The following is a 22,046-nucleotide window of genomic DNA, read 5'->3' as shown; positions in this document are numbered from 1 at the left end:
CTGCAAATTTAGTGAAATTCTACCATTACCGCACCTGATTGATGATGAAGTATTTCCTTATTGTGAAAATCCAGATCGGTCTGGCTTTCTAAAACATCTAAAACCATCCTTTGCAGAACACCGTCTCCAATGCCATGAACAATCTCCAATCGTTTAAGATGATTTTTCCGGCAGAAGCTCAATGTATCGATTAATTTTTCCTTTTGGAGGAAAAGTCTCTCGAATCCGTCATAATCATTTGGGTTTTTAACGAGATTATGAAAATGCAGGTCGAGAACCATATGATTTTTCTGATGTTTCTTTGAAGTGATTTTTTGGGGTTCAGCCTTTTTTACCACTTTTATATTATCATATATGGAAGCATTTTTCGGAACCAGCTTTTCCTTGGGATACTGATGTGTAAAACCATATTCATCTTTAAGAACAACAATATTTCCTTTTACGGAAGTTACAACCCCGCTTAAATCTTCATCTACCACAGAAACCTGATCTCCAATCTTCATATGTATTTCTATTTTGGACCTAATTCAATAATTTCCAGATCTTTTACTTCTTCACCATCGACCACAAAACGCATCATTGTTCTCACTTTGTGCCACCCCTGTTTTCCGCATGCCCCGGGATTAAGGTGAAGTAAATTATTTTTTGCATCAAACATCGCTTTCAGAATATGAGAATGTCCTGAAATAAATAGCTTAGGAGCTTTTTCTCCAATTTCTTTTTTAGCTATTGCGGAATATTTTCCGGGATAACCTCCGATATGGATCATAAGAACTTCCAGATTCTCACAGAAAAACCTGTTTACCTCCGGAAATTCGGACCGGATTTTTGCATTATCAATGTTTCCGTAAACGCCTTTTAGTGGACCGATTTTCTCAAGTTGTTCAATCACTTCAAGACTACCGAAATCACCACAGTGCCAGATTTCATCAGCGTCTTTGGCATATTCCAGGATCCTGTCATCAATATAGGAATGAGAGTCGGAAAGAAGAAGGATTTTAGTCATTATCTTACATTTTCTTTCAGGGATATTCTTCGTGTTTAAAATAAAGTTCAAATTTACTTAATAAATGTCGAATTGATTAACTTTGAGAAAATTTAAAAAATAATGAAACAGAAAATTTCCTTTTTCATTTTTCTTTTGACAGTCGGCTTGATGAATGCACAGGTTGAAGAAAAAAAACTGGATGAGCTCATTCAAAATACCTTAAAAACCTTTGATGTTCCGGGAATGTCCGTTGGAGTGATTAAAGATGGACAATTGATCTATTCGAAAGGATTCGGAGTTCGTTCTTTGGCTTCAAAACAACCCATGGACGAAAATACCCTTGTAGGTATTGCTTCAAATTCTAAGGGATTTACCTGTACGGCACTGGCAATTCTGGCAGACGAAGGAAAACTGAAATGGGATGATAAGGTTTCAAAATACCTTCCTGAATTCCAGATGTATGATCCGTACGTTTCTCAAAATGTAACCATCAAGGATCTGGTAACTCACAGGGCAGGATTGGGATTAGGGCAGGGAGATCTGATGTTTTTTCCGGAAGGAGGAAGTCTTACGGTAAATGATATCGTCCATAATGTAAGATATCTGAAACCTGAAAATCCTTTCAGAACAACGTTAGATTATAATAATATCATGTTCATTGTTGCAGGGGAGGTTATTCACAGGATTTCCTGCTTAAGCTGGGCAGATTTTATTGAGCAAAGAATTATGAAACCTGTCGGTATGAACTCCAGTTTTGGAAGCTATAACAGGGCAAAAGGGGTAACCAATAAAATTGATGCCCATGCTCCGGTAGATGGAAAAGCAATTGCTGTTCCCCACGACTGGAATGAAACAGGAAATGCAGCCGGAGGGATTATGAGTAATATCAAAGATATGACGACCTGGGCCCAGTTCTTATTAAATAATTTCACAACGAAAGAAGGAAAAAAACTGGTTTCTGACAAACAGGTACAACAGTTATGGAGTCTGCAGATACCTAGCGGAGTAGCTCCTAAAAATCCTTATGATACAAGTTTTTACGGATATGGAATGGGATGGTTCCTGAGTGATGTTAAAGGACATAAACAAATTCAGCATACAGGGGGGCTGATCGGCACCGTAACCCAGTTTACATTGATTCCGGATATGAAATTAGGGATTGTCGTTTTAACCAATCAGCAGTCCGGAGCAGCTTTTAATACCGTGACCAATACTTTAAAGGATTCTTATCTGGGAATTGCAGACCGGAATTGGCTCAAAACATACGGAGACAGAATGGCTAAAATGAATGCTGAATACGATAAACAAAAGAAGGAAGCTTTTGAAAAATCTGAAACATTTAAAAAGAATAAAAACCTACACCCAAAAGCAGAACAGTTTGTTGGGAAATATAATGATATCTGGTTTGGGGATGTAGAAATTACCCATCAGGGAAATGCTTACAGAATCACATGTGAAAATTCTCCGAGATTAAAGGGAGAATTGCTTCCTTATTCCAACAATTCTTTCATTATCAAATGGGATGATAGAAGTTATGATGCAGATGCTTATATTATCTTTAATTATGATGAAAGCGGGAAGGCTGAATCAGCAAGGCTAAAAGCTATTTCTGATGTGACGGACTTCAGTTTTGATTTTGATGATCTGGATTTAAAAAGAATTCTGTAATATAAATACAATAATAATCCGGGCTCTAATATTTGTTAGAGCCCGGATTATTAATAAACTATTCTTTAATGAATTTTTTAATCAGATCTCCGGTCTGAATGATATAGGCTCCCTCTATGAGTTGACTTATATCGATATTGTTTCTTTCGAATTTTCCGGACAATATAAGTTTCCCTACCATGTCATATATTTTATATTCTTTTGATGGAGGGTTCATAACTGTTATGAAATCCTTAGCAGGATTGGGATAAATCTGTGTTTTATTTTTGTACTGTTGTTCAGAAACAGACAAAGCACCCAGATCAGCTTTTAATAATGAGCCTCCGAAGAAATCCGTAATAAAAATTGTGTTATTTTTTACGGCTAATCCTGATGGGTAGCTGAATTCACTGGAGACAATACCATCGGAAACTATTGGATTAGCCAGGGTGAAATTTAATTGGGAAATTTTAGAGGCTCCTGCTTCAGAAATATATAATTGATTTCCATGAGAGGTTAAACCGGAGGGATAACTTAATCCCTGAGCTATTGTTATTGGGGAAGTAGAACTATTGAGTTTAAATTTTGAAACTCTTCCTTCAAACCGTTCAGTGTAGAAAATTTCATCTCCGATTATTTCCAATTCAAATGGAGATGCTGCGGATGTAATATCCACTAATTGTGGGATCGGTTGGCTTACATCTATTTTGGCAATCTTATTATCTCCCTCAAGAGCCATATACAGGTCATTTCCAATGAATTCAAGCCCTAGAGGACTGTTTACATTCGTCAGGATAACTTCAGGCGCCGGATTGGAAATACTGAGATTGATCCTTGAAATTTTATTTCCCCCAAATTCAGAGATATATAGATATTTATCTTTTAATGCCAGACCATAAGGTCTGTTTACTCCTGTAACCACATCCACTGGCGCGGCGCCAGGATTATCGAGGTTTATCTTTACCACTTTATCCAAAGCATAAATGCCGATATACATTTCATTGTCTTCAATGATCATGGGGTTGGGTGTATTCAGATTGGTAATAAATGGACTGGCCGAAACCTGTGCGTAAATTGTGTTCCCTGTAAGCAACAGGATCAACAGTAAGAAATAAAATTGTTTTTGCATTATTATTTTTATTTAGAATAAATATTAATAAAACAAAAATATTTTATTCTGAATACAATGACAAAAAGGGCAACATGATATTTGCCCATATATTAGAAACTGTTATGTATAAAAGCGGAACTGGAGATATGATCTTTATAAAAATTTTCTCATGCATTATGCATAAAAAAGGAGATTGTAAAAAAAATAAAACAATAAATTTTTAAAATAATTTTAGATTTTTCCAGGTTCGTAAAAAAATAAAAGCTTTTTCGTTGCTCCATCAAATTCCGACCATGAATCACAGTTTATTTCAAAACCGGCAACTCCGCAGGTAGGAAAATGAAAAATATCCTCTGATATAGAGTTGGCAAAATTGGAAATTCCGTTGTTGTGTGAAAAAAATGCTACCGAATTATGATGGTCATCCAGGTTGTAAATTACAGATTCAAAATTCCTTTCTGAAGGGTTGTATAGCTTTTCATCAGTCATATAATTCAACTGGTATGTCTGATTGAAAATCTTACAGGTATTCAATGCACGAACCGCTGGGCTCGACACTAAATAATCTATAGAAATGCTATTGTTTTTTAAGAATCTGGACATGTTCATTGCGTCCTCCAAACCCTTGTCTGCCAAAGGTCTGTCAAAATCTTCAGTTTCTTCCGGCCAGTCGCTCTTTGCATGTCTCACAAGAATGAGTTTCTTCATAATTTCGTTTTTTGGAAGATTAAAATTATAAAAAAAAATATGGAATGAAACATGATTTATAAAAAAAACTACGTTGTGAATAAAATCATTAAAATTTACTAAATTTGCAAACCTATGGGACAAATCCTTGCAATAGACTATGGAAAGGCCCGTTGTGGCATTGCAACAACGGATGACATGCAGATTATAGCGAGCAGCCTTGATACTGTAGAAACAAAACATATACTGCCTTTTCTGAAAAAATATTTCAGCGAAAATAAGGTAGATGATGTGGTAATAGGACTTCCGATAGATTTAAAAGGAAACGTATCCGAGGTGGAAACAGATATTTTACAATTCATTGATGAATTTAAAAAAGAATTTCCAACTATTTCCGTTTACCGTTTTGATGAAAGGTTTACTTCCAAAATGGCATCATTTTTTATTTCCCAGAGTGGGAAAAGTAAAAAAAAGAGAGAGGAAAAGGGTTTAATAGATAAAATAAGTGCAACCATCATATTGCAGAATTTTTTAGAACAAAGAACAAGATGATTCTACCAATAAGAGCCTTTGGGGATCCTATTTTAAGAAAAGTAGGCAAAGATATAGACAAAAATTATCCCGATTTACAAGAACTGATTGATAATATGTTCGAAACTATGAATAGTGCGAACGGAATTGGCCTTGCAGCTCCGCAGATTGGCCTTGATATTCGTTTATTCGTAATAGATGTAACTCCTTTGGCTGATGATGAGGATTATGAAGATATCAAAGAAGAATTGAAAAGCTTCAAAAAAGTTTTCATCAATGCTAAAATTCTGGAAGAATCCGGGGAAGAGTGGAAGTTTAACGAAGGCTGCCTTTCGATTCCGGATGTGAGAGAAGATGTAAAAAGAAAGAGCACAATCCTGATCGAATATTATGACGAAAATTTTGTGAAGCATACAGAAACTTTTTCCGATATTAGAGCCCGCGTAATTCAACATGAATATGATCATATTGAAGGGACATTATTTACCGATCACCTTAGTGCCTTAAAGAAAAAGCTGGTAAAAGGTAAATTAACAAAAATATCTCAGGGGGATGTAAGCATCAACTACAAAATGAGATTTCCGAAGTAACAGGTGTATTTAATTATAAACAAAAAATAATAGACAGTAAAAGGTTTCTACTGATTACTAAAAATTAAAAAAATAAAATTATGTTGTTAGAAAAAATAATTTCAATCTCTGGAAAGCCAGGACTTTTTAAATTAGTTTCTCAATTAAGAAACGGATTTATTATTGAAGATGTATCTACAAAGAAGAAAGTAAGTATAGGAAACTCAAGCCAGGTGAGCTTGTTGGATAACATTGCTATGTTTACATTTGATAAGGAGGTTCCTTTGTTTGAGGTTTTTGAAAATATTGCTAAAAACCAGGATTACAAAGAAACAATTTCTCATAAATCTTCTGACGCTGAGTTGAAAGAATTTATGGCAGCTTCTCTTCCTAATTATGATACGGAGAGAGTATATGCTTCTGACATCAAAAAACTAGCACAGTGGTATAATATCCTTCACAAGGCAGGATATATTACACCTGAAAGCTTTGTTAAAGCTGAGCCTGAAACTTTAGACCCGGCACAGGATGAAGTTGCTGTTACTGAGAAAGCAGCTCCTAAAAAAGCAGCTCCAAAAGCAGAAAAACCTGCTACTCCAAAAGCAAAAGCTTCAACAGGAGCAAAAGCTGCTACTAAAAGTACACACAGAAAAATGGGATAATCCCTTTGCCCTGATTTAAAATAAAGCCTTGTTGAGAATTTTCTTAACAAGGCTTTTTTAATAAAAAAAGTACCGGATAAAATTTTTAAAGCCAAAAAAAATCTATTCAAAGGCTTCTCCTTAATTTTGCATCTAGCATCTAGCATCTAGCATCTAACATCTAACTTTCCCCACGAAGTTTTGTACCCAAGTTAAAATAACCCTTACATTTGTATAAGATTGAATTCCCAATTGACCTATGAATACCAGACAAGAAAAATTAGACGCTTTCGGAAGATTATTGGATATTATGGACGACCTTCGTGAAAAGTGCCCGTGGGATCAGAAGCAGACCTTACAATCTCTGCGTCATCTTACACTTGAAGAAACCTATGAACTCTCTGATGCTATCTTACAGGAAGATCTGCATGAGATCAAAAAAGAATTGGGAGATGTATTGCTTCACTTGGTTTTCTATGCTAAAATAGGTTCTGAAAAAGAAAGTTTTGATATTGCAGATGTCATCAATTCCCTTAATGAAAAGCTTATTTTCCGTCATCCCCATATTTATGGAGATACAGAGGTGAAAGATGAAGAAGAAGTAAAGCAGAATTGGGAAAAACTAAAACTGAAAGAAGGGAATAAATCCATTTTAGGAGGGGTACCCAAAAGTCTTCCAAGTATGGTAAAAGCTTACCGGGTTCAGGATAAAGTGAAAGGAATTGGATTTGAATTTCATGATGCGGAGGATGCATGGAAGAAAGTAGATGAGGAACTTGAAGAATTTCATGCTGAAACGGATCTTGAGAAAAAAGAGCAGGAACTGGGAGATGTATTTTTCTCCCTGATTAATTATGCACGGATCACCGGAATTAATCCTGATTCTGCCCTGGAGAAAACTAATTTAAAATTTATCTCAAGATTTCAGAAGATGGAAGAGATGGCGTCGGAAAGAAATCTGAATTTAGGAGAAATGTCCCTGGAAGAGATGGATTTGCTTTGGGATGAAGTTAAAATATTAAATAAAAATTAATGAAAATGTATATCTTTTGTATGGTAACCTCTCTTTTATTAATGGGATGTAATCCTAAAAATTCAGAACAAACTAAAGAAGATACTTTAAAAGTAGAGTTTTCATTACCTAAAAAATTAAAAGAAGTTTCCGGTATTACCTTGTCTCCGGATAAAAAGACAATATGGGCTATAGAAGACCAGGGAAATAAAAACCGGGTGTACGGACTGGACAGAAAGGGAGCATTTGTTTCGGATGTGCTGGTGGAGAATGCTGAAAATAATGATTGGGAAGAAATTACCAGCGACCGTGACGGAAATATCTATATTGGTGATTTCGGGAATAATGATAATGACAGACGCAATCTTTCTATTTTGAAAATTGATTTAAAAGATGCCTCTCAGACAACGACAAAAGTTACCCAGAAGACCAGCTTTCATTATGAAGGACAAACAGAGTTTCCGCCTAAAAAGTCAAATCTTTTATATGATTGTGAAGCTTTTGTTGAAATGAACGGGAATTTTTATCTTTTTACTAAAAACAGAAGCAAAGGTTTTGACGGGAGTTTTCTGATTTTCCGTGTACCGAATAAAGCAGGTGATTTTGAAGCAAAGCTAATGGGTAAATTCAAGCTGGATGGAAAGTATGCCGATGCAGCTATCACAGCAGCGTCAATCAATAGTAAAGGGGATCAGATTGTATTGCTGAATCATAAAAATGTGCGTATCGTTACAGGCTTTACTCCTGATGACTTTTCGAAAATTAAAGTTCAAAAAATTTCATTACACCATAATTCGCAGAAAGAAGCGGTTACTTTTGTGGATGATAAAAATCTTTTAATTGCTGATGAAAAGGATAAGAAGGATGGAGGTAATGTTTATCTTTTTACATTAAAACCTTAGAGATAATTTTCAGTTAAGCGGACGTGTGAATCAGCACTTCCTTTTAAATTGATCTTTCAAATATATAATATAAAAAAGTCGCGCAGAAATTTCTGTGCGACTTTTATTATTTTAATAAGGTATTCTAAAGCTCTCTTTTGTTTTGAAAAATGTAAAATTTTTAACAATAAAAATGGATAGTGCCGTTTTAGAAATTCATTCCTACGCCTGCAGAAATTCTTCCCCCGTCAGATCCATAGAAATAGTTTAATCTTGCGGAAAACATTTCGACAAGGCTTAACCATAAACCAACTCCTGCAGCCTGATGCCATTTTCTGGAATTCTCGTTATCATTCCAAACCCGTCCCAGATCATATCCAACCAATATACCCAGATTAGCCGGAATAATATTATTTTTGATCCTTCCAAAGTCCCAACGGATCTCGGAGTTGTTAGTGAAGTACGATTTTCCGGAAAACCGGTCATTTCTGAATGCCCTTAAGCCATTATTACCTCCGATACTTGCCGCCTGATAAAACTCAAAATTATTGTTGTTGATCCACATTACATTATTGGAATTCGAAAAAACAAAATTTGCTTTTTTATCAATTCTGTGGTGAATATTTAATGATCCGTTTACAAATAAAAAGTTTCTGTCGAAGTCCGAGAGATTGGTTTTCCAGTTCACGCTCGCGACAAATTCCAGACCTAAGGTAGGAAAAGCATTATTATCAAGGTTTTTGAAACTAAAGGTATAATTGGCTCCTCCGAATTGCTGACTTTTGAAAACACCAGGATTTACATCAGGAGATTGATCCACAAAGCGGTCACCCTTTCTCTGTACCTTATTGTCTTCAAAGGTAAGCTGAAACTGATGGCTTAAATTAAGCCAGCTCTTCTTTGAAATGGAAGGGGCAAAATTAAATTTTGAGATCCTGGCCCTGTTGTACTTTGCTTTAGTATCCTCACGGTCATATTCACTTTCATTGGATAATCCAAAGAAGTTTTCGGAAAAACGCGGAGTAGTATAGGCTGCATCAAGATTGAAATCCCATCCTGAAATTGCTTTCTTAAAGATACCTTTGTAAGCAAGGCTGAAACCTGCCGTATTGGTGTAAAAATTGGCTTTTAAACTATGTTTCTGTGTAAATGGATCACGAACGAAGTTGTTTACTGTATAATTGGCTAAAACACCGATAATCAATCCGTCATCCGGGTTGTAATCTGCATTGGGATAGCCGGCAAAGAAGTTATACTTCGGATGCTTGTAATTATAGGTGTTGACATCATAATCATCAGAAATATGTTTGGCCGCTGAACCTGCGTTATAGGTATTCTTTTGGGATTTAAAATCATAGATGCTGATCTTTTTTCCGTTGGCAACATTATATACATCATGATTATCTCCTCCCACCAATCTGATATTCATTTTAGGTTTGCCGTTTCCTGACACGTCGTAAACATCATCATCTTCAAGACCGTAGATCCAAAGCTCTTTGGTTTTATTGTCGTAATATGTTTTTTCAAATACCAATTCAGGGTTTTCACCTTTATCGTCAAGTTTATACTGTTTAACATCAACGGAATTTGCATTTTTAACGATTACAAATTTATCCTGGTTTACAGTTCCTGCTAACGGAACTTTTTCCTGTAAAACATCATAATACTGGACAGCATAGTCCTGTAGTTTTTCTTTTCTTAATTTTAATTTTCTCTGAATATCCTCACTGGTTTCATCTCTAACCTCTTTCGGCAAATGATCGAATGCTTCATTGATATCAGCATCAGTAAGGTGCTCCTGAATATATTTTGCCTGTGCAACCCATTCTTCCTGTGTTGAACCTTTTAAGAAAACAAGATCAATAGGATAAGGTTCTGTAGCCAGGAGTTTTACACTTTGAATGTCTTCCTTGAACGTTTTCATATGGCGGATAGCCGGAACGTTCATGATCAGTTTAAATGCAGCACCGTCATACTTGCTGAAAGCCTGGTCACGGTCTCTTGGAATCGGCTTATAGATGATTTTATCACCGTCTTTATATTCTGCCCATTTCCATTGATCGGAGTGTCTGTCCCAATCTCCTAAAAGCATATCAAAAATTCTGGCTCTGATGTACGATTCTTTGTCGACAGAGTATTTATAACTTTTGGATAGGTTTTTCAAGACATCGTCGGTTGAAAGAATATCTCTTGCATTGTCCAGGGATTCAAGCGTTTTAGGATCTGAAGAAAAGCGTTCTTCGATCATGTACATTTCGTCACCGTAATGTTCATTGTAATCTCCAAGGGCCTGTTGTTTTGGAATATAGAATAATCTTGGATTACTGTGCGTAATATTTACTTTTTCCGCCAGATTTCCAACAATAAATGGAGTGAACGGATGACTGGTTGTATAGAAGTCAAGCAGGAATTTGTCCGGAAAAGTGTCATACAGTTCCTCTCCGAAGGTACTTTTTTTAAAGGCCATGTTATTCAGAAAACGTACGGCACTTTTTTTAATGCCTCTCATGACGAATTCCTGACCATCTTTAGCTTTTAGTCTCAGGCTGTTGGACTGGTTTCCACCTCCTTCTCTGAAAGGGATATATCCACCGTCTAATTCTGAAATATTGGCAGTTTTAGCTTCAATAGGAATTCCGTAATATTTTCTGTAATGGTCACCCCACAACCATCTGTAGAACTTCCTTTTTTCTGTTAAGTTTGCCGGATACACCGTTGAGGTGATGGTAGCCGGAAAGGAATTAGGGTAGTTGTTGACAAAGGTTTCAGGTTCGGATATTACGTCGATATGGGCCAATGTTTTAACCTTGCTATTTTTAGTGGAAAAGTACTCAACATCGCAGCTTTGATCTTTGCGGATGTTTAAAACAGCAAAACCACTTCCTCCATAGGAAAAATCGGTCTGTTCAGCGATGGTTGCAGGATCTACTTTGGAGCCTCCGCCGCTGATGATCTGTTTGATATTCCTGTCGGTGTGGTATTGAAGGTTATGGTCATGTCCCGAAACAAAGATTACATTTTCTTTATCCTGGACGATACTCTTTAACCTGTTGGCAAGGTCGGCATAATGCTGGTTGTTGATATCCTCCATGCTGGCACCGGAGGTATTTCTGAGAATATTAATAATTGTTGCAATTCCGGGAGCCGGAATATTTCCTTTAAATGGAAAAAGGTGAGACCTAGCAGAATTATATCCCGCATGAGTTCCACTGCTGATAACAGGGTGGTGTAAAGCGACAATAATCCTTTTCCCCTGATTTTTAGTAATCAGATCCTGGAATTCATAAAAAAGATCGTCCCGGGTTTTGATATTGCAGTTTTTATTCATTCCCGGATATTTGTCCCAGTTGGCTATAACCCACTCACTATCGATAACGATTAACTTGATATCACTGGTCAGGCTTATATCATCAATAGGACAAGCATTTTTAGGTAAAAAAGCCTTTTTATCATTCAGATAATCCTTCACAAAATCTTCCTGTGCTTTTAATCCGTCTAAACCATGATACCAATCGTGATTTCCGGGAATGACGAGGGTTCTTCCCTTGAAATTTTTTGTAATGGAAAGCTGATTTTCCATTTTTTCTTTGGCCAGAGGATACTCTTTATCTTTCTTTTTAGGCATTCCTGAAGGATAGATGTTATCACCCAAAAAGATCAGCATCGAATTTTTGTCGGCTGAGTCCAGTTTACCCTTAAGAATATCCAGCGTTTGCTTCGCCTGTGGCTCATCTGCGTTGCCCGCATCCCCAACCAGGAAAATTTTAAAGTCGTTTTCAGAATTTATAGCAGAATTTTTAATTTCCTGTAAGTTTTTTCCCTTTTTTACGTTATAGGTAGCACAAGAATATAAGAGTCCTGATACCAATAAGAACCTAAATGGGACTGAAATTATTTTTAGATGAGTTTTAAAGGATAAATTCATAAATTTACATTAACAAAAATTCAGTAATGGATATTTTACAAAAAGCTAAAAATTATGTTGAAAACTTATTCAAAGATAAGTTATCTTCTGTATATTTCTATCATAATTTTATTCATACCACATATACGGTTAACAAGGCCGAAGAAATAATGAAAAATACTCCTGTCTCCAAAGAAGACCAGGAGAAAGTGATATTAGCTCTGTGGTTTCATGATGCAGGATATATTGAATGTGCTCAGGATCATGAAGAGAAGGGAGTAGAGATTATGAAAAATTTTCTCATCAATGAAAATTATCCTGAAGATTATATCGAAGACGTTTCTAAATTGATTTTGGCGACAAAGATCAACTATGAACCACAGAATTTACTGGAGAAAATAGCAAAAGATGCCGATTGCAGCCATTTTGCAAGCCATGATTATAATGATATTTCAGATTCTTTAAGGAAAGAGTGGGAGCTTACCAATGTAAGATGCTTTTCTAATGATGAATGGAATGCCGGAAACCTTGAGCTTCTGAAAAACAAGCATAAATATTATACCGATTATGCCAAAGAAAATTGGGAGCCTTTAAAGAAAAAGAATATTAAGAAGATTGAGAAGAAGTTGGAAAAGGAAGAGGAGAAGAAGGAAAATTCCGATGCTAAAGACAATAAAAAAGAACCTAAAGAACCGAAATCCGACAGAAGTGTGGATACTCTGTTCAGGGTTACTTTAAATAACCATACCCGCCTTAGTGATATTGCAGACAGCAAGGCCAACATATTACTTTCTGTAAATGCGATTATTATCTCGGTTTGTCTGTCAGTTCTGGTACCAAAGCTGGATGCACCTAAAAACGCCCACCTGATTGTACCTAGTTTTCTGTTGCTTATTTCAAGTGTGATGACCATTATTTTTGCCATCTTATCCACAAAGCCGAATGTGACAAAAACGAAATTTACGAACACAGATGTTAGCAATAGAAAAGTAAACCTCCTGTTTTTTGGAAACTTTCATCAGATGATCTTTGATGATTACCACAATGCAATGAAGGATCTGATCAAGGACAGGGATTATATCTATGATTCGATGGTAAAAGACCTGTATTACCTGGGAAAGGTCCTGGATAGAAAATATAAACTTTTATCGATTACGTATCAGATTTTCATGGCAGGAATTATAATTTCCGTACTTTCTTTTGCCTATGCATTCCTTACACTTTAATCGTGTTCGGGATGATAGGATAATTCTATAGGGAAATAGGATTATTCCCACTATATTTTACAAATGAACTAAAGGGAAGCCTGATGTTTTTTTGTGAAGAAAATCTTTAAGCAATCGAAACCCTTAGAGCTAATAATCCTGTTATCCCCTGGAGGTCTTCAACCTTTAAAAACTCAACATCAGACTGAAGGATTTCTTTTTTCTGAAGCTTACTGATGTATTGCAGGTATTCTTTCTGGTTTTCCATTCCAAAGTAAACAATAGTTATTTTTCCCGGACAGGTAATTCTTTCGGTTGAATTTTTTATGTGGGCCTTATCTATTCTTTTTTTGATAATTTCATAATACGAATTGTAAGCACCATCTACATCGAAACGCTTTTCATCCATACGGAAGCGGATATCTATTTTTTCATTATAAACGAAAATAAGTGAAGCGATATCCAACGGAATGGGAAGCTCTTCCTTAAAGGTTTTAATTTCCTGTTCCATTTTACAGATCGTTTTCAGCTGCCAGTATCTTAACTGATGAACCACCTTGGATGTGTAATGAAGATCCGGAGTGATACTTGGTCCGATGAATAAATTATGCTCTACACCATCTGATTTAAACCTTTCGTAGTAATGAGGAAATATGGCTTGTGCTTTGATCTGATTCTCATCAAGTATATCGGCAAGTTTCCTGTTGATCAGAGTAATTGAATCATCAAGGCTTTTTCTGCTGTTGTAAAATAGATCGGTTTGAGTGAAGACCTGGGAAAAATACTCTGAAATCATTGTTTTTACCTCCTTAGTGGACCTTACCTCTAATTTTGCCTGAAGATACGGATGGATTTCATCCCTTAATAACCTTTGGAAGCGCTGTTCCGTATCGGCCTTGATCTCATTATTCAGTTCATTTTCAAAAATTTCCAAAGCCAGTAAATATTTCTCGGAATCTGAATTGACCAGAGTGAAAATATCATGAAGACAATCAATCTGCCTGTTAAGATCTTCCAACATAAGATTGAATCGTTTTTCGGAGGAAGAACGGATATCAGAGAACCCAAATAACGGCGTAAGATTTTTGAAAGAAATCTGCTTTAAGGTATAGATCTTCTTGGCTAACGAAGCATTAAAATACTTTTCTGCCTCATTTCTGAACTTCCAGACCACACTGTTGTGGATGGACGTGTATTCCCGTTGAATGATTGCCTCAATCTGATAATTCTTTTCAAAACTGAATCTGTTCAGCGAAAAAAGAATCATATCACTGAAAAACTCCAGCTTTTTCAATTTTAAGCCATTCAGACTATTGGGAATAGGAGAGGTAAACTCCATAATGGCGAGTAATTCCCCATCTTTCATGATTGGAATTACCATGAAACTGTTGATGTTGTTTTCCTTTAAAATGCTAAAGGAAGGTTGATCTTTTATTTCCTGCTCCATATTATTGACATTGGATATGACAATAGCCCTGGAGTTGTTATTTAAATTTTCAAAGGTGCTTTTCCGGGTCTCTTCATCAAAGGTATTGATCCAGAAATCAAGGATATGATTCGTAAAAAGATTTTCGTAAATCGGAACCTTTTCCAGCCTCTGGTCTTTTTTGTTGAAAAGCATCAGCCCGAAGTTCAATTCCGCGACATCAAAATAAGACTTAAATATCTCGATCAGGTTGTTATCCGGAGTAAGGTTTTCAGGATCAATCTGGATCATACTTGATTTAAGATCGGAAAGTGCAACTTCAGATGTACAGTCGACCAGAGAAACAATGGTAAAACCTTTTAAGACCCATGATTTCGATGGGAAGTGTTTTTTCCACAGCTTGTAATCATCCAGGTTTTCAAGAAGCATGTCGATAACATCATCCGCCGGTATTTTAGCCTTTTCCGTAGGATAAATATCTGTGAAATCTGAATTTACTGTGATTTTATAATGCTTCATGATTCCCTGCTTATTGGGAATATCATAATACAATGGCATTGTACTTTTCACATCTCTCTTGAAATAACTTTGGAGGATAAGACAGCAGCAGAATACATAGAACTCATCATCACTGATATTCCTAAGCTCAATTTCAAAATCCTTACCGGCATCTTTTAAAATATTCTTGAATCGTTCGGTATAATTGAATGTCGTTTTTGAAAGAGGAATACTGGCGGCTTTTATCTCATTATTGGTTAAACCCGTTGGAAACAAGTCAGCCAATAGAAGCCTGATGAGGTCCTCGTGTTTTTCCAATAACGAAACATCCTGGAAACCGTCTTTGAGCTCCTTGATTTTTTTTGTTTTCTCGATAAGGGATTCCGCATAATTCACCCGGTATTCTAATCGGTCATTGTACCGGATATGCTCAAGAACATCCAAATATTTTTTGAATGAAATGGATACTTGAAAAGGGGCGTCTTTTTTGTAAAGATGTAACAATGCTGAAAATTATAAAGTAAAGTTATAAAAAAAGCACAACTTTATGTTGTGCTTTTATATTTTTATGATTTTGATTACAGTCCAAATTGTTTTGCGAACAGGTCAGGGAATACTCCTAAAATGATGATAGAAGCTATAATTACCACCGCTACAATATTGTACGTAATTGTTACTTTTTCTGAAGTTTTGAATGTTGTTTCTTTAAAGAAAAACATGGCTATGATTAATCTCAGGTAATAAGCAATTGAAACTGCAGAACCTAAAACGGCAACCAGCACTAAAAAGGCAGCTCCGTTCATTGCCTGGGAAAATAATGCAAATTTACCCATAAAACCGGCTGTTAAAGGAACCCCAGCCATTGAAAGCATGGAGATTGCAGCTACGGTAGCCAAAAGAGGCTCTGATTTTGCCAATCCTTTAAATGCTCCAAAAGAAGTTTCTCTTTTCAATTTTTCTACCCATATCAGACACATAAATACTCCTACAGTAGATAATGAGTAAGCAAAAAGATAGAAAGCCAGATTATAAGTAGAAAGATTCGTCATTCCAAAGAATACCAATCCGATATATCCTGCATGAGAAACAGAAGAATAAGCCAGCATTCTTTTCGCATTGGTCTGTGCAAGCCCCATAACATTGGCCAGAAGCAAGGTTATGATAATGAATACTCCAAGTATATTAATCCATTCGTGGGTTACTCCTGCAAAACTTATATTCATTAATCTGAAGAATGCGAAAAATCCTGAAATTTTTACAACACTTGCCATGAAAGCTGTGATCAATGATGGAGAACCATAATATACATCAGGACTCCACATATGGAACGGTGCTAATGCTACTTTAAATGCCAATGCACAAAGCATCAGGATCACCCCTAAGATGAACATTACATCTTTTGGGTGAGCAGCTCCGAAATCATGGATTTTATAGATATCAAAAGTTCCTGTACTTCCATAGATGAACGTAATACCGAATAAAAGGAATCCGGTGGCAAACGCTCCCATCAGGAAGTATTTTATAGAGGCTTCGTTTGATCTTAAATCAGTTTTATTAGCTCCGGCCATCACATACAATGGGATGGAAAGGATTTCAATACCTAAGAACAGGGTTACCAGATTCTGATATCCGAAAAGAGTAATACCTCCGCACAAAGCGAATAGCATCAATGCATACAATTCGGACTGATGGCTTCTGTGGTTACTGAATGCGAAACCACCCAGAAAGAACAATAGTAAAGTAGTTACAATTGAGATTTTTGTAAATAAGGCAGTATTAGAGCCATATTCATACATATGTCTGTAATGTTCGAAAAATGAACATTCAGGCAGGAAGCTAACATATAATGCAATGATTAACCCCAAAATCCCAATGTACCTTGCGAATTTTCCTTGTTCAAAAACGCCTGAAAATAACGCAGCAACTGCAGTTAGGAAAACAATAATTAAAACACTCATAATATAGATTTGAGATTCGAGATTCGAGATTCAAGATAAAAACACTGACTTCTCAATTTCATACTCTCTTAATTTTTTAAATTATTAAATTAATCTTTAAATTTTTGAATCTTTCAATCTTTTAATTAATCAAAGATGCATAGATAAACTTCAGCGAACTACTCACCATTTCGATTACCGGTTGAGGGAAAATACCAAGTAAGATCACAAAAACCGCTAAACTGGCCAAAACAGAAAACTCCACTCCTGAAAGATCTTTCGCCGTACTCAATACGGCTTCATCTCCTTTTCCGAACATTGCCTTTCCGTAGAATCTCAATAGATAAACGGCAGAAAGAATCACAGTTAAACCTGCAATAATAGCAGCTAATACATTAAAATCAAAGATTGATTTAATCAAAATGAATTCCCCGATAAAACCATTAGTCAACGGAACGCCCATTGAACCTAAAAGGATCAGTAAAAACAATACGGCAAATTTAGGAGCTACTTTCGCTAAACCACCCATTTGTCTGATGTCTCTTGATTTAAATCTTTTATATAAAATGTCTGCACAATAGAATAAACCTACGACATTAATACCGTGAGCAAAAGTTTGTACCAAAGCACCTTCAGCACCTTCAGTAGTAAATGTTCCTCTTAGTGTAACAACAGCAGATGCAAAAATACCTGCTACCATCAATCCAACGTGAGAGAAAGATGAATAGGCAATGATCCTCTTCATATCATTCTGGATAATTGCGATCAATGCTCCATGAAGGATTCCTACTATCGCAAGGATAATAACGATCTGCCCTGAAATTCCCATAATAGGAATAGGAGTGATCGGTAATAAATAACGGATAACACCATACACAGCCATTTTAAGCATGATCCCTGATAATAACATCGATCCCTGAGTAGGTGAGTAGGTATAGGTATCAGGCTGCCATGTGTGGAACGGGAAGATCGGTAATTTCACAGCAAATGCAAAGAATATAAACCAAAATACAACCGTCTGCTGAGTTTCATTAAGTGATGTATTGTATAGATCTGTTAAGGCAAATGATGCAGAGTGATTATACACATAAATCAATCCGGCAAGCATGAATAAAGATCCTACGAATGTATATACAAAGAACTTCGTGGTGAATTCAAATCTTTTATTTTCCTGGCCCCAAAGTCCGGCAATAAACCAGATTGGAATCAGTGTTACCTCCCAGAAAATGTAGAACAATAATCCATCCAGAGATGTGAAAACTCCTACAAGTCCAAACTGCATCAACAGGATAAGACCATAGAATGAGTTTCTGTAATTGATGTTCTCATTAAATGAAGATAAAATAATGATTGGCGAAAGGATATTGGTCAGCAATAAAAGCAGCATACTCATCCCGTCAATACCGAAATGAAGCGAGCTTTTAATAAATTGTGACCATGGATAATTGATCTCATGCTGCAATACACTATCTACGGTCGGAGTAAAATCGAAATCCGAAAGTATATAAAATGTAAGAAGCATTTGTACCAATGCAATTCCTAGTGCCAAATATTTGCTGGATTTATTTTTCCAGGCAAAAACAAGTCCCGACCCTACTAGAGGTAAAAGCAATAATGTTAATAATAAACAAGACATTATTATTGTAATATAAAGTTAACAATCAGTATAATTCCCACAGCTAAAGACATGATAAGAATGTATGTCTCAACATTTCCGTTTTGAATACGTTTCATAGATCTACCGCTGTCCTCAGCTCCTTCACCTACGAAGTCTACAAAACGATCTAGAACACCCTTATCAAACATTTTACCTCCACGTCCTAATCCTTCAACAGTTTTTACAATTAATGCATTGTAAAGTTCGTCAATATATAATTTTTTAGCAGACAGCTTTTCCCAGCCTGTATAGCTTTCTTCCGGAAGGGCTCTCTTTTGCTTATTCACATAAGTGTTTTTAACGATGAACCATACCGCGAAGAACATTACAACAGTGGCTGCTAATAATATCATTTCAGTATTAAAATCAACTCCTGAAAGCGTAGCTTCCATTTGTTTGAAACTTTCTTCAGTAAGAACCGGCTTCAGCCATTCCATTAATTTTGCATAATGACCGTGGCCGATAAAGTGAGGAAGATTAATAAAACCTCCGATAACAGAAAGAATAGCCAATACGATCAACGGTAACGTCATGTTCATCGGGCTTTCATGCAAGTGGTGTTTCTGTTCCTCAGTTCCTCTGAACTCTCCGTGAAATGTAAGGTAATACAGTCTGAACATATACGTTGCCGTAATAGCTGCCAGAATGAATAACATTACCCAGTAGATTGGATTTTTTGCAAATGCAGCTACCAGAATTTCATCCTTGGAAATCATCCCTGAAAGTAAAGGGAAACCAGAGATTGCCAGTGTTCCGATAAGGAAAGTAGCATGGGTAATCGGAATTACTTTCTTAAGTCCGCCCATAAAACGCATGTCCTGCTCATTACTCATAGCGTGGATCACAGATCCTGCTCCTAAGAATAACAATGCTTTGAAGAATGCGTGTGTCATTACATGGAACATCGCTGTAGTATAAGCTCCTAATCCCAAAGCAATGAACATAAATCCAAGCTGCGATACAGTAGAATAGGCCAATACTTTTTTGATGTCGTTCTGACGAAGTGCATAGAAACCTGCTAAAGCTGCAGTTAAGAATCCGATCAACAGAATTCCGCCCTGAACAGTTGGAGCCAAAGTAAATAAGAAATTAGATCTTACTACCAGGTAAATCCCCGCAGTAACCATTGTTGCTGCGTGAATTAATGCAGAAACAGGAGTTGGTCCGGCCATTGCGTCCGGTAACCATGTATATAAAGGAACCTGCGCCGATTTACCGGTAGCACCGATAAATAAACTCGCCGTAATAAAGATAATTACAGTTCCGTCCAATTCAAATTTTGAAGCGTTTTGAGCTACTGAAAGATAATCAATAGCATTGGTCTGAGAAGCGATCATGAAAATACCGATCAATAAACCAAGGTCCCCAATTCTGTTCATGATAAACGCTTTTCTTGCTGCTTTACCATATTCTTCATTTGTGAACCAGAATCCGATCAATAGATAGGAACACAAACCTACACCTTCCCATCCGATAAACAGGATCAGGTAATTGCTTCCCATTACTAAAAGTAACATAGAGAAGATGAAAAGATTCAGATAAGTAAAGAACTTATAGAAACCTTTATCATGGCTCATATATCCGATAGAGTATAAGTGGATCAATGATCCGATACCTGTAATGATCATGATCATCATTAAAGATAACTGATCGATCTGGAAACCAAAGTTAATCTGAACTCCATTTACTCTGAACCATTCAAAAGCTTTTACGATAACCGGCTGGCTTTCAGAATTGAAATTCATGAAAATACTTACTGCGATACAGAAAGATCCGAAAACCGCTGCAGTTGCCAATCCCCCTACTACTATTTTTGGAAGATTTTTCCCGAATAAACCGTTAATAAGAAAGCCTAAAAGTGGTAAAAGTACTATTGCATACACTAAATTTTCCATTCTTTATCCTCTTAATTTATTAAATATACTAACATCTACAGAACGGGTATTTCTATATAGCATAGCAATAATTGCCAAACCTACTGCTACTTCAGCAGCAGCAACCACCATAATGAAGAAAACTAAAAGTTGTCCATCGCTGTTTCCTTTATACGCTGAAAAAGCAGCCAATAAAAGATTTGCAGAATTGAGCATAAGCTCTACACAACCCAAAATTACAATAGCGTTTTTTCTCAATAACACTCCCAATACTCCCAAACAGAACAATACTGATGAAAGAATAATGAAATAATTTAAAGGGACGCTTTGTATAAATGTATTTACTTCTCCCATAATTTTATAAATCTTTTTTACCGATTAATACCGCACCTACAATACCTGCCAAAATAAGGATGGAAGCAAGCTCAAACGGTAAAACATATTCATTAAACAAAAGTTTACCCAGATTTTTAGTAAGACCCACACCCCTGTCTACATTTTCCACTACAATATGGTTGTCCTGAACTCCTCTGAATACTCCTAAAATACCAATCAATAACAGACCGGCTGTAAAGACTCCAATAAATTTTAAAGTATTGTTCTTCTTACTTTCGTCTTCTTTATTAAGATTAAGCATCATCAGGATGTAAAGGAACAATACCATAATCGCTCCTGCATACACGATGATCTGAATAATGGCAAGGAACTGGGCATTCAAAAGAATGTACATCCCTGCAATGGAAAACATTGTAACAATTAATGATAAGATAGCATACAAAGGATTTTTTGCAAATACAAAGTATACTGCACCTGCCACTGCTAAAAAAGCCACCAAGAAAAATAAAAACTGATCCATTATTTTACCGCATTTTTTTGTTTCTCGGATTGTCTTGTCGTGATGTCAATCCTTTCGTTTATCTTTTCAACTAATTTATCTTTTCCATAGATAAAAGAACCTCTGTTGGTTTCCACATCTACCAATCTATCGGTTAAATAAATTGCTGATTTTGGACATGCTTCTTCACACATTCCGCAGAAAATACATCTCAGCATATTGATTTCATATACTGATGCATATTTTTCTTCTCTGTAAAGATGTTTTTCTTCCTTAGTTCTTTCAGCAGCAGTCATGGTAATTGCTTCTGCAGGACATGCCACCGCACAAAGTCCGCAAGCGGTACATCTTTCTCTGCCTTCCTCGTCTCTTTTCAGAACGTGCTGACCTCTCCAGATATCTGCTCTTGGTTTCTGTACTTCTGGATACGAGTATACTGCAGGAGCTCCTTTTACAACGGTTCTTACAGCATGCTTGAATGTAATCCCCATACCTTTGAAAATCGCCGGTAAGTAGATTTTCTCAGCAAGGGTCATTTCTTTATTAGAAACAACTTTTGATCTGTTAGTAAGTTTCATTTAATTATAGATTATAGATGGTAGACTAATTCTGTCTTTTATCTTAATTTTTAATATTTTATGTC

19 protein-coding genes are annotated in these 22,046 nt (G+C 36.2%); 7 read left to right on the top strand and 12 right to left on the bottom strand.

What is annotated here, in order from left to right; all coding sequences use genetic code 11:
- Positions 1 to 8: 8 nt before the first annotated feature.
- Together AC0INN_RS18945 and AC0INN_RS18940 are read right to left on the bottom strand one after the other, a co-directional pair.
- Positions 9 to 503: a Smr/MutS family protein gene (locus tag AC0INN_RS18945; RefSeq protein WP_306614560.1), complete on the bottom strand. Its 495-nt coding sequence runs from the start codon at positions 501 to 503 to the stop codon at positions 9 to 11.
- 8 nt (positions 504 to 511) lie between these two features.
- Positions 512 to 1,006, bottom strand: a complete 495-nt coding sequence (locus tag AC0INN_RS18940) for a metallophosphoesterase family protein (protein ID WP_273650688.1) — start codon at positions 1,004 to 1,006, stop codon at positions 512 to 514.
- Between the two features lie 102 nt (positions 1,007 to 1,108).
- On the opposite strand from AC0INN_RS18940, the gene AC0INN_RS18935 reads away from it, so the two are divergent.
- The gene (locus tag AC0INN_RS18935) at positions 1,109 to 2,656 is read left to right on the top strand and encodes a serine hydrolase (RefSeq protein WP_273650689.1); all 1,548 of its coding nucleotides are present in this window, start codon (positions 1,109 to 1,111) and stop codon (positions 2,654 to 2,656) included.
- A 58-nt stretch (positions 2,657 to 2,714) separates the two neighbouring features.
- On the opposite strand, the gene AC0INN_RS18930 is transcribed toward AC0INN_RS18935, so the two are convergent.
- Both AC0INN_RS18930 and AC0INN_RS18925 read right to left on the bottom strand, forming a co-directional pair.
- Positions 2,715 to 3,764, bottom strand: a complete 1,050-nt coding sequence (locus tag AC0INN_RS18930) for a T9SS type A sorting domain-containing protein (RefSeq protein ID WP_273650690.1) — start codon at positions 3,762 to 3,764, stop codon at positions 2,715 to 2,717.
- 213 nt (positions 3,765 to 3,977) lie between these two features.
- Complete coding sequence (locus tag AC0INN_RS18925; protein WP_273650691.1) at positions 3,978 to 4,454, bottom strand: SixA phosphatase family protein; 477 nt, start codon at positions 4,452 to 4,454, stop codon at positions 3,978 to 3,980.
- A gap of 114 nt (positions 4,455 to 4,568) precedes the next feature.
- Between AC0INN_RS18925 and ruvX the strand changes: the two genes are divergently transcribed.
- From ruvX to AC0INN_RS18900, 5 genes are all read left to right on the top strand, one after another.
- Positions 4,569 to 4,985 (top strand): Holliday junction resolvase RuvX, encoded by a 417-nt coding sequence (gene ruvX, locus AC0INN_RS18920; RefSeq protein WP_172283638.1) that lies wholly within the window; start codon positions 4,569 to 4,571, stop codon positions 4,983 to 4,985.
- Entirely contained in the window at positions 4,982 to 5,554 is a 573-nt protein-coding gene (gene def / locus AC0INN_RS18915) for a peptide deformylase (protein ID WP_172283640.1), read from the top strand. Before ruvX ends, def begins: the two co-directional genes overlap by 4 nt.
- Before the next feature lie 80 nt (positions 5,555 to 5,634).
- Complete coding sequence (locus AC0INN_RS18910; RefSeq protein WP_172283642.1) at positions 5,635 to 6,195, top strand: DUF5606 family protein; 561 nt, start codon at positions 5,635 to 5,637, stop codon at positions 6,193 to 6,195.
- A 238-nt stretch (positions 6,196 to 6,433) separates the two neighbouring features.
- Entirely contained in the window at positions 6,434 to 7,207 is a 774-nt protein-coding gene (gene mazG, locus AC0INN_RS18905) for a nucleoside triphosphate pyrophosphohydrolase (RefSeq protein ID WP_273650692.1), read from the top strand.
- On the top strand, positions 7,207 to 8,088 hold the full coding sequence (locus tag AC0INN_RS18900; protein ID WP_273650693.1) for an SdiA-regulated domain-containing protein: 882 nt from the start codon (positions 7,207 to 7,209) through the stop codon (positions 8,086 to 8,088). The genes mazG and AC0INN_RS18900 overlap by 1 nt, the downstream gene beginning before the upstream one ends.
- Before the next feature lie 187 nt (positions 8,089 to 8,275).
- Here the strand turns inward: AC0INN_RS18900 and AC0INN_RS18895 are convergent, their stop codons facing one another.
- Positions 8,276 to 11,992, bottom strand: a complete 3,717-nt coding sequence (locus AC0INN_RS18895; protein WP_273650694.1) for a metallophosphoesterase — start codon at positions 11,990 to 11,992, stop codon at positions 8,276 to 8,278.
- A gap of 26 nt (positions 11,993 to 12,018) precedes the next feature.
- On the opposite strand from AC0INN_RS18895, the gene AC0INN_RS18890 reads away from it, so the two are divergent.
- Positions 12,019 to 13,197, top strand: a complete 1,179-nt coding sequence (locus AC0INN_RS18890; RefSeq protein ID WP_172283648.1) for a Pycsar system effector family protein — start codon at positions 12,019 to 12,021, stop codon at positions 13,195 to 13,197.
- 106 nt (positions 13,198 to 13,303) lie between these two features.
- Here the strand turns inward: AC0INN_RS18890 and AC0INN_RS18885 are convergent, their stop codons facing one another.
- The 7 genes from AC0INN_RS18885 to AC0INN_RS18855 all read right to left on the bottom strand — a co-directional run bounded on the left by AC0INN_RS18885 (position 13,304) and on the right by AC0INN_RS18855 (position 21,981).
- Positions 13,304 to 15,604: a GAF domain-containing protein gene (locus AC0INN_RS18885; protein ID WP_172283650.1), complete on the bottom strand. Its 2,301-nt coding sequence runs from the start codon at positions 15,602 to 15,604 to the stop codon at positions 13,304 to 13,306.
- A 74-nt stretch (positions 15,605 to 15,678) separates the two neighbouring features.
- Positions 15,679 to 17,058: an NADH-quinone oxidoreductase subunit N gene (locus AC0INN_RS18880; protein ID WP_172283652.1), complete on the bottom strand. Its 1,380-nt coding sequence runs from the start codon at positions 17,056 to 17,058 to the stop codon at positions 15,679 to 15,681.
- A 121-nt stretch (positions 17,059 to 17,179) separates the two neighbouring features.
- On the bottom strand, positions 17,180 to 18,673 hold the full coding sequence (locus AC0INN_RS18875; protein WP_306614553.1) for a complex I subunit 4 family protein: 1,494 nt from the start codon (positions 18,671 to 18,673) through the stop codon (positions 17,180 to 17,182).
- Between the two features lie 2 nt (positions 18,674 to 18,675).
- The gene (gene nuoL, locus AC0INN_RS18870; protein WP_273650695.1) at positions 18,676 to 20,589 is read right to left on the bottom strand and encodes an NADH-quinone oxidoreductase subunit L; all 1,914 of its coding nucleotides are present in this window, start codon (positions 20,587 to 20,589) and stop codon (positions 18,676 to 18,678) included.
- A 3-nt stretch (positions 20,590 to 20,592) separates the two neighbouring features.
- Positions 20,593 to 20,922 carry an NADH-quinone oxidoreductase subunit NuoK gene (gene nuoK / locus AC0INN_RS18865; RefSeq protein WP_172283658.1) on the bottom strand — a complete coding sequence of 110 codons (330 nt, stop codon included), beginning with the start codon at positions 20,920 to 20,922 and terminating at the stop codon, positions 20,593 to 20,595.
- 4 nt (positions 20,923 to 20,926) lie between these two features.
- Entirely contained in the window at positions 20,927 to 21,424 is a 498-nt protein-coding gene (locus AC0INN_RS18860; protein ID WP_172283660.1) for an NADH-quinone oxidoreductase subunit J family protein, read from the bottom strand.
- Positions 21,424 to 21,981, bottom strand: a complete 558-nt coding sequence (locus AC0INN_RS18855) for a NuoI/complex I 23 kDa subunit family protein (protein WP_172283662.1) — start codon at positions 21,979 to 21,981, stop codon at positions 21,424 to 21,426. Before AC0INN_RS18855 ends, AC0INN_RS18860 begins: the two co-directional genes overlap by 1 nt.
- Between the last annotated feature and the right edge of the window lie 65 nt (positions 21,982 to 22,046).

It is taken from the genome of Chryseobacterium subflavum, from assembly GCF_055762745.1.
This window is presented reverse-complemented; position numbering and strand designations above follow the sequence as displayed.

Excerpts from the sequence above, each read along its gene's own strand:
- AC0INN_RS18945 (WP_306614560.1), bottom strand. The coding sequence starts at position 503 with ATGAAGATTGGAGATCAGGTTTCTGTGGTAGATGAAGATTTAAGCGGG.
- AC0INN_RS18940 (WP_273650688.1), bottom strand. The coding sequence starts at position 1,006 with ATGACTAAAATCCTTCTTCTTTCCGACTCTCATTCCTATATTGATGAC.
- AC0INN_RS18935 (WP_273650689.1), top strand. The coding sequence starts at position 1,109 with ATGAAACAGAAAATTTCCTTTTTCATTTTTCTTTTGACAGTCGGCTTG.
- AC0INN_RS18930 (WP_273650690.1), bottom strand. The coding sequence starts at position 3,764 with ATGCAAAAACAATTTTATTTCTTACTGTTGATCCTGTTGCTTACAGGG.
- AC0INN_RS18925 (WP_273650691.1), bottom strand. The coding sequence starts at position 4,454 with ATGAAGAAACTCATTCTTGTGAGACATGCAAAGAGCGACTGGCCGGAA.
- ruvX (WP_172283638.1), top strand. The coding sequence starts at position 4,569 with ATGGGACAAATCCTTGCAATAGACTATGGAAAGGCCCGTTGTGGCATT.
- def (WP_172283640.1), top strand. The coding sequence starts at position 4,982 with ATGATTCTACCAATAAGAGCCTTTGGGGATCCTATTTTAAGAAAAGTA.
- AC0INN_RS18910 (WP_172283642.1), top strand. The coding sequence starts at position 5,635 with ATGTTGTTAGAAAAAATAATTTCAATCTCTGGAAAGCCAGGACTTTTT.
- mazG (WP_273650692.1), top strand. The coding sequence starts at position 6,434 with ATGAATACCAGACAAGAAAAATTAGACGCTTTCGGAAGATTATTGGAT.
- AC0INN_RS18900 (WP_273650693.1), top strand. The coding sequence starts at position 7,207 with ATGAAAATGTATATCTTTTGTATGGTAACCTCTCTTTTATTAATGGGA.
- AC0INN_RS18895 (WP_273650694.1), bottom strand. The coding sequence starts at position 11,992 with ATGAATTTATCCTTTAAAACTCATCTAAAAATAATTTCAGTCCCATTT.
- AC0INN_RS18890 (WP_172283648.1), top strand. The coding sequence starts at position 12,019 with ATGGATATTTTACAAAAAGCTAAAAATTATGTTGAAAACTTATTCAAA.
- AC0INN_RS18880 (WP_172283652.1), bottom strand. The coding sequence starts at position 17,058 with ATGAGTGTTTTAATTATTGTTTTCCTAACTGCAGTTGCTGCGTTATTT.
- AC0INN_RS18875 (WP_306614553.1), bottom strand. The coding sequence starts at position 18,673 with ATGTCTTGTTTATTATTAACATTATTGCTTTTACCTCTAGTAGGGTCG.
- nuoL (WP_273650695.1), bottom strand. The coding sequence starts at position 20,589 with ATGGAAAATTTAGTGTATGCAATAGTACTTTTACCACTTTTAGGCTTT.
- nuoK (WP_172283658.1), bottom strand. The coding sequence starts at position 20,922 with ATGGGAGAAGTAAATACATTTATACAAAGCGTCCCTTTAAATTATTTC.
- AC0INN_RS18860 (WP_172283660.1), bottom strand. The coding sequence starts at position 21,424 with ATGGATCAGTTTTTATTTTTCTTGGTGGCTTTTTTAGCAGTGGCAGGT.
- AC0INN_RS18855 (WP_172283662.1), bottom strand. The coding sequence starts at position 21,981 with ATGAAACTTACTAACAGATCAAAAGTTGTTTCTAATAAAGAAATGACC.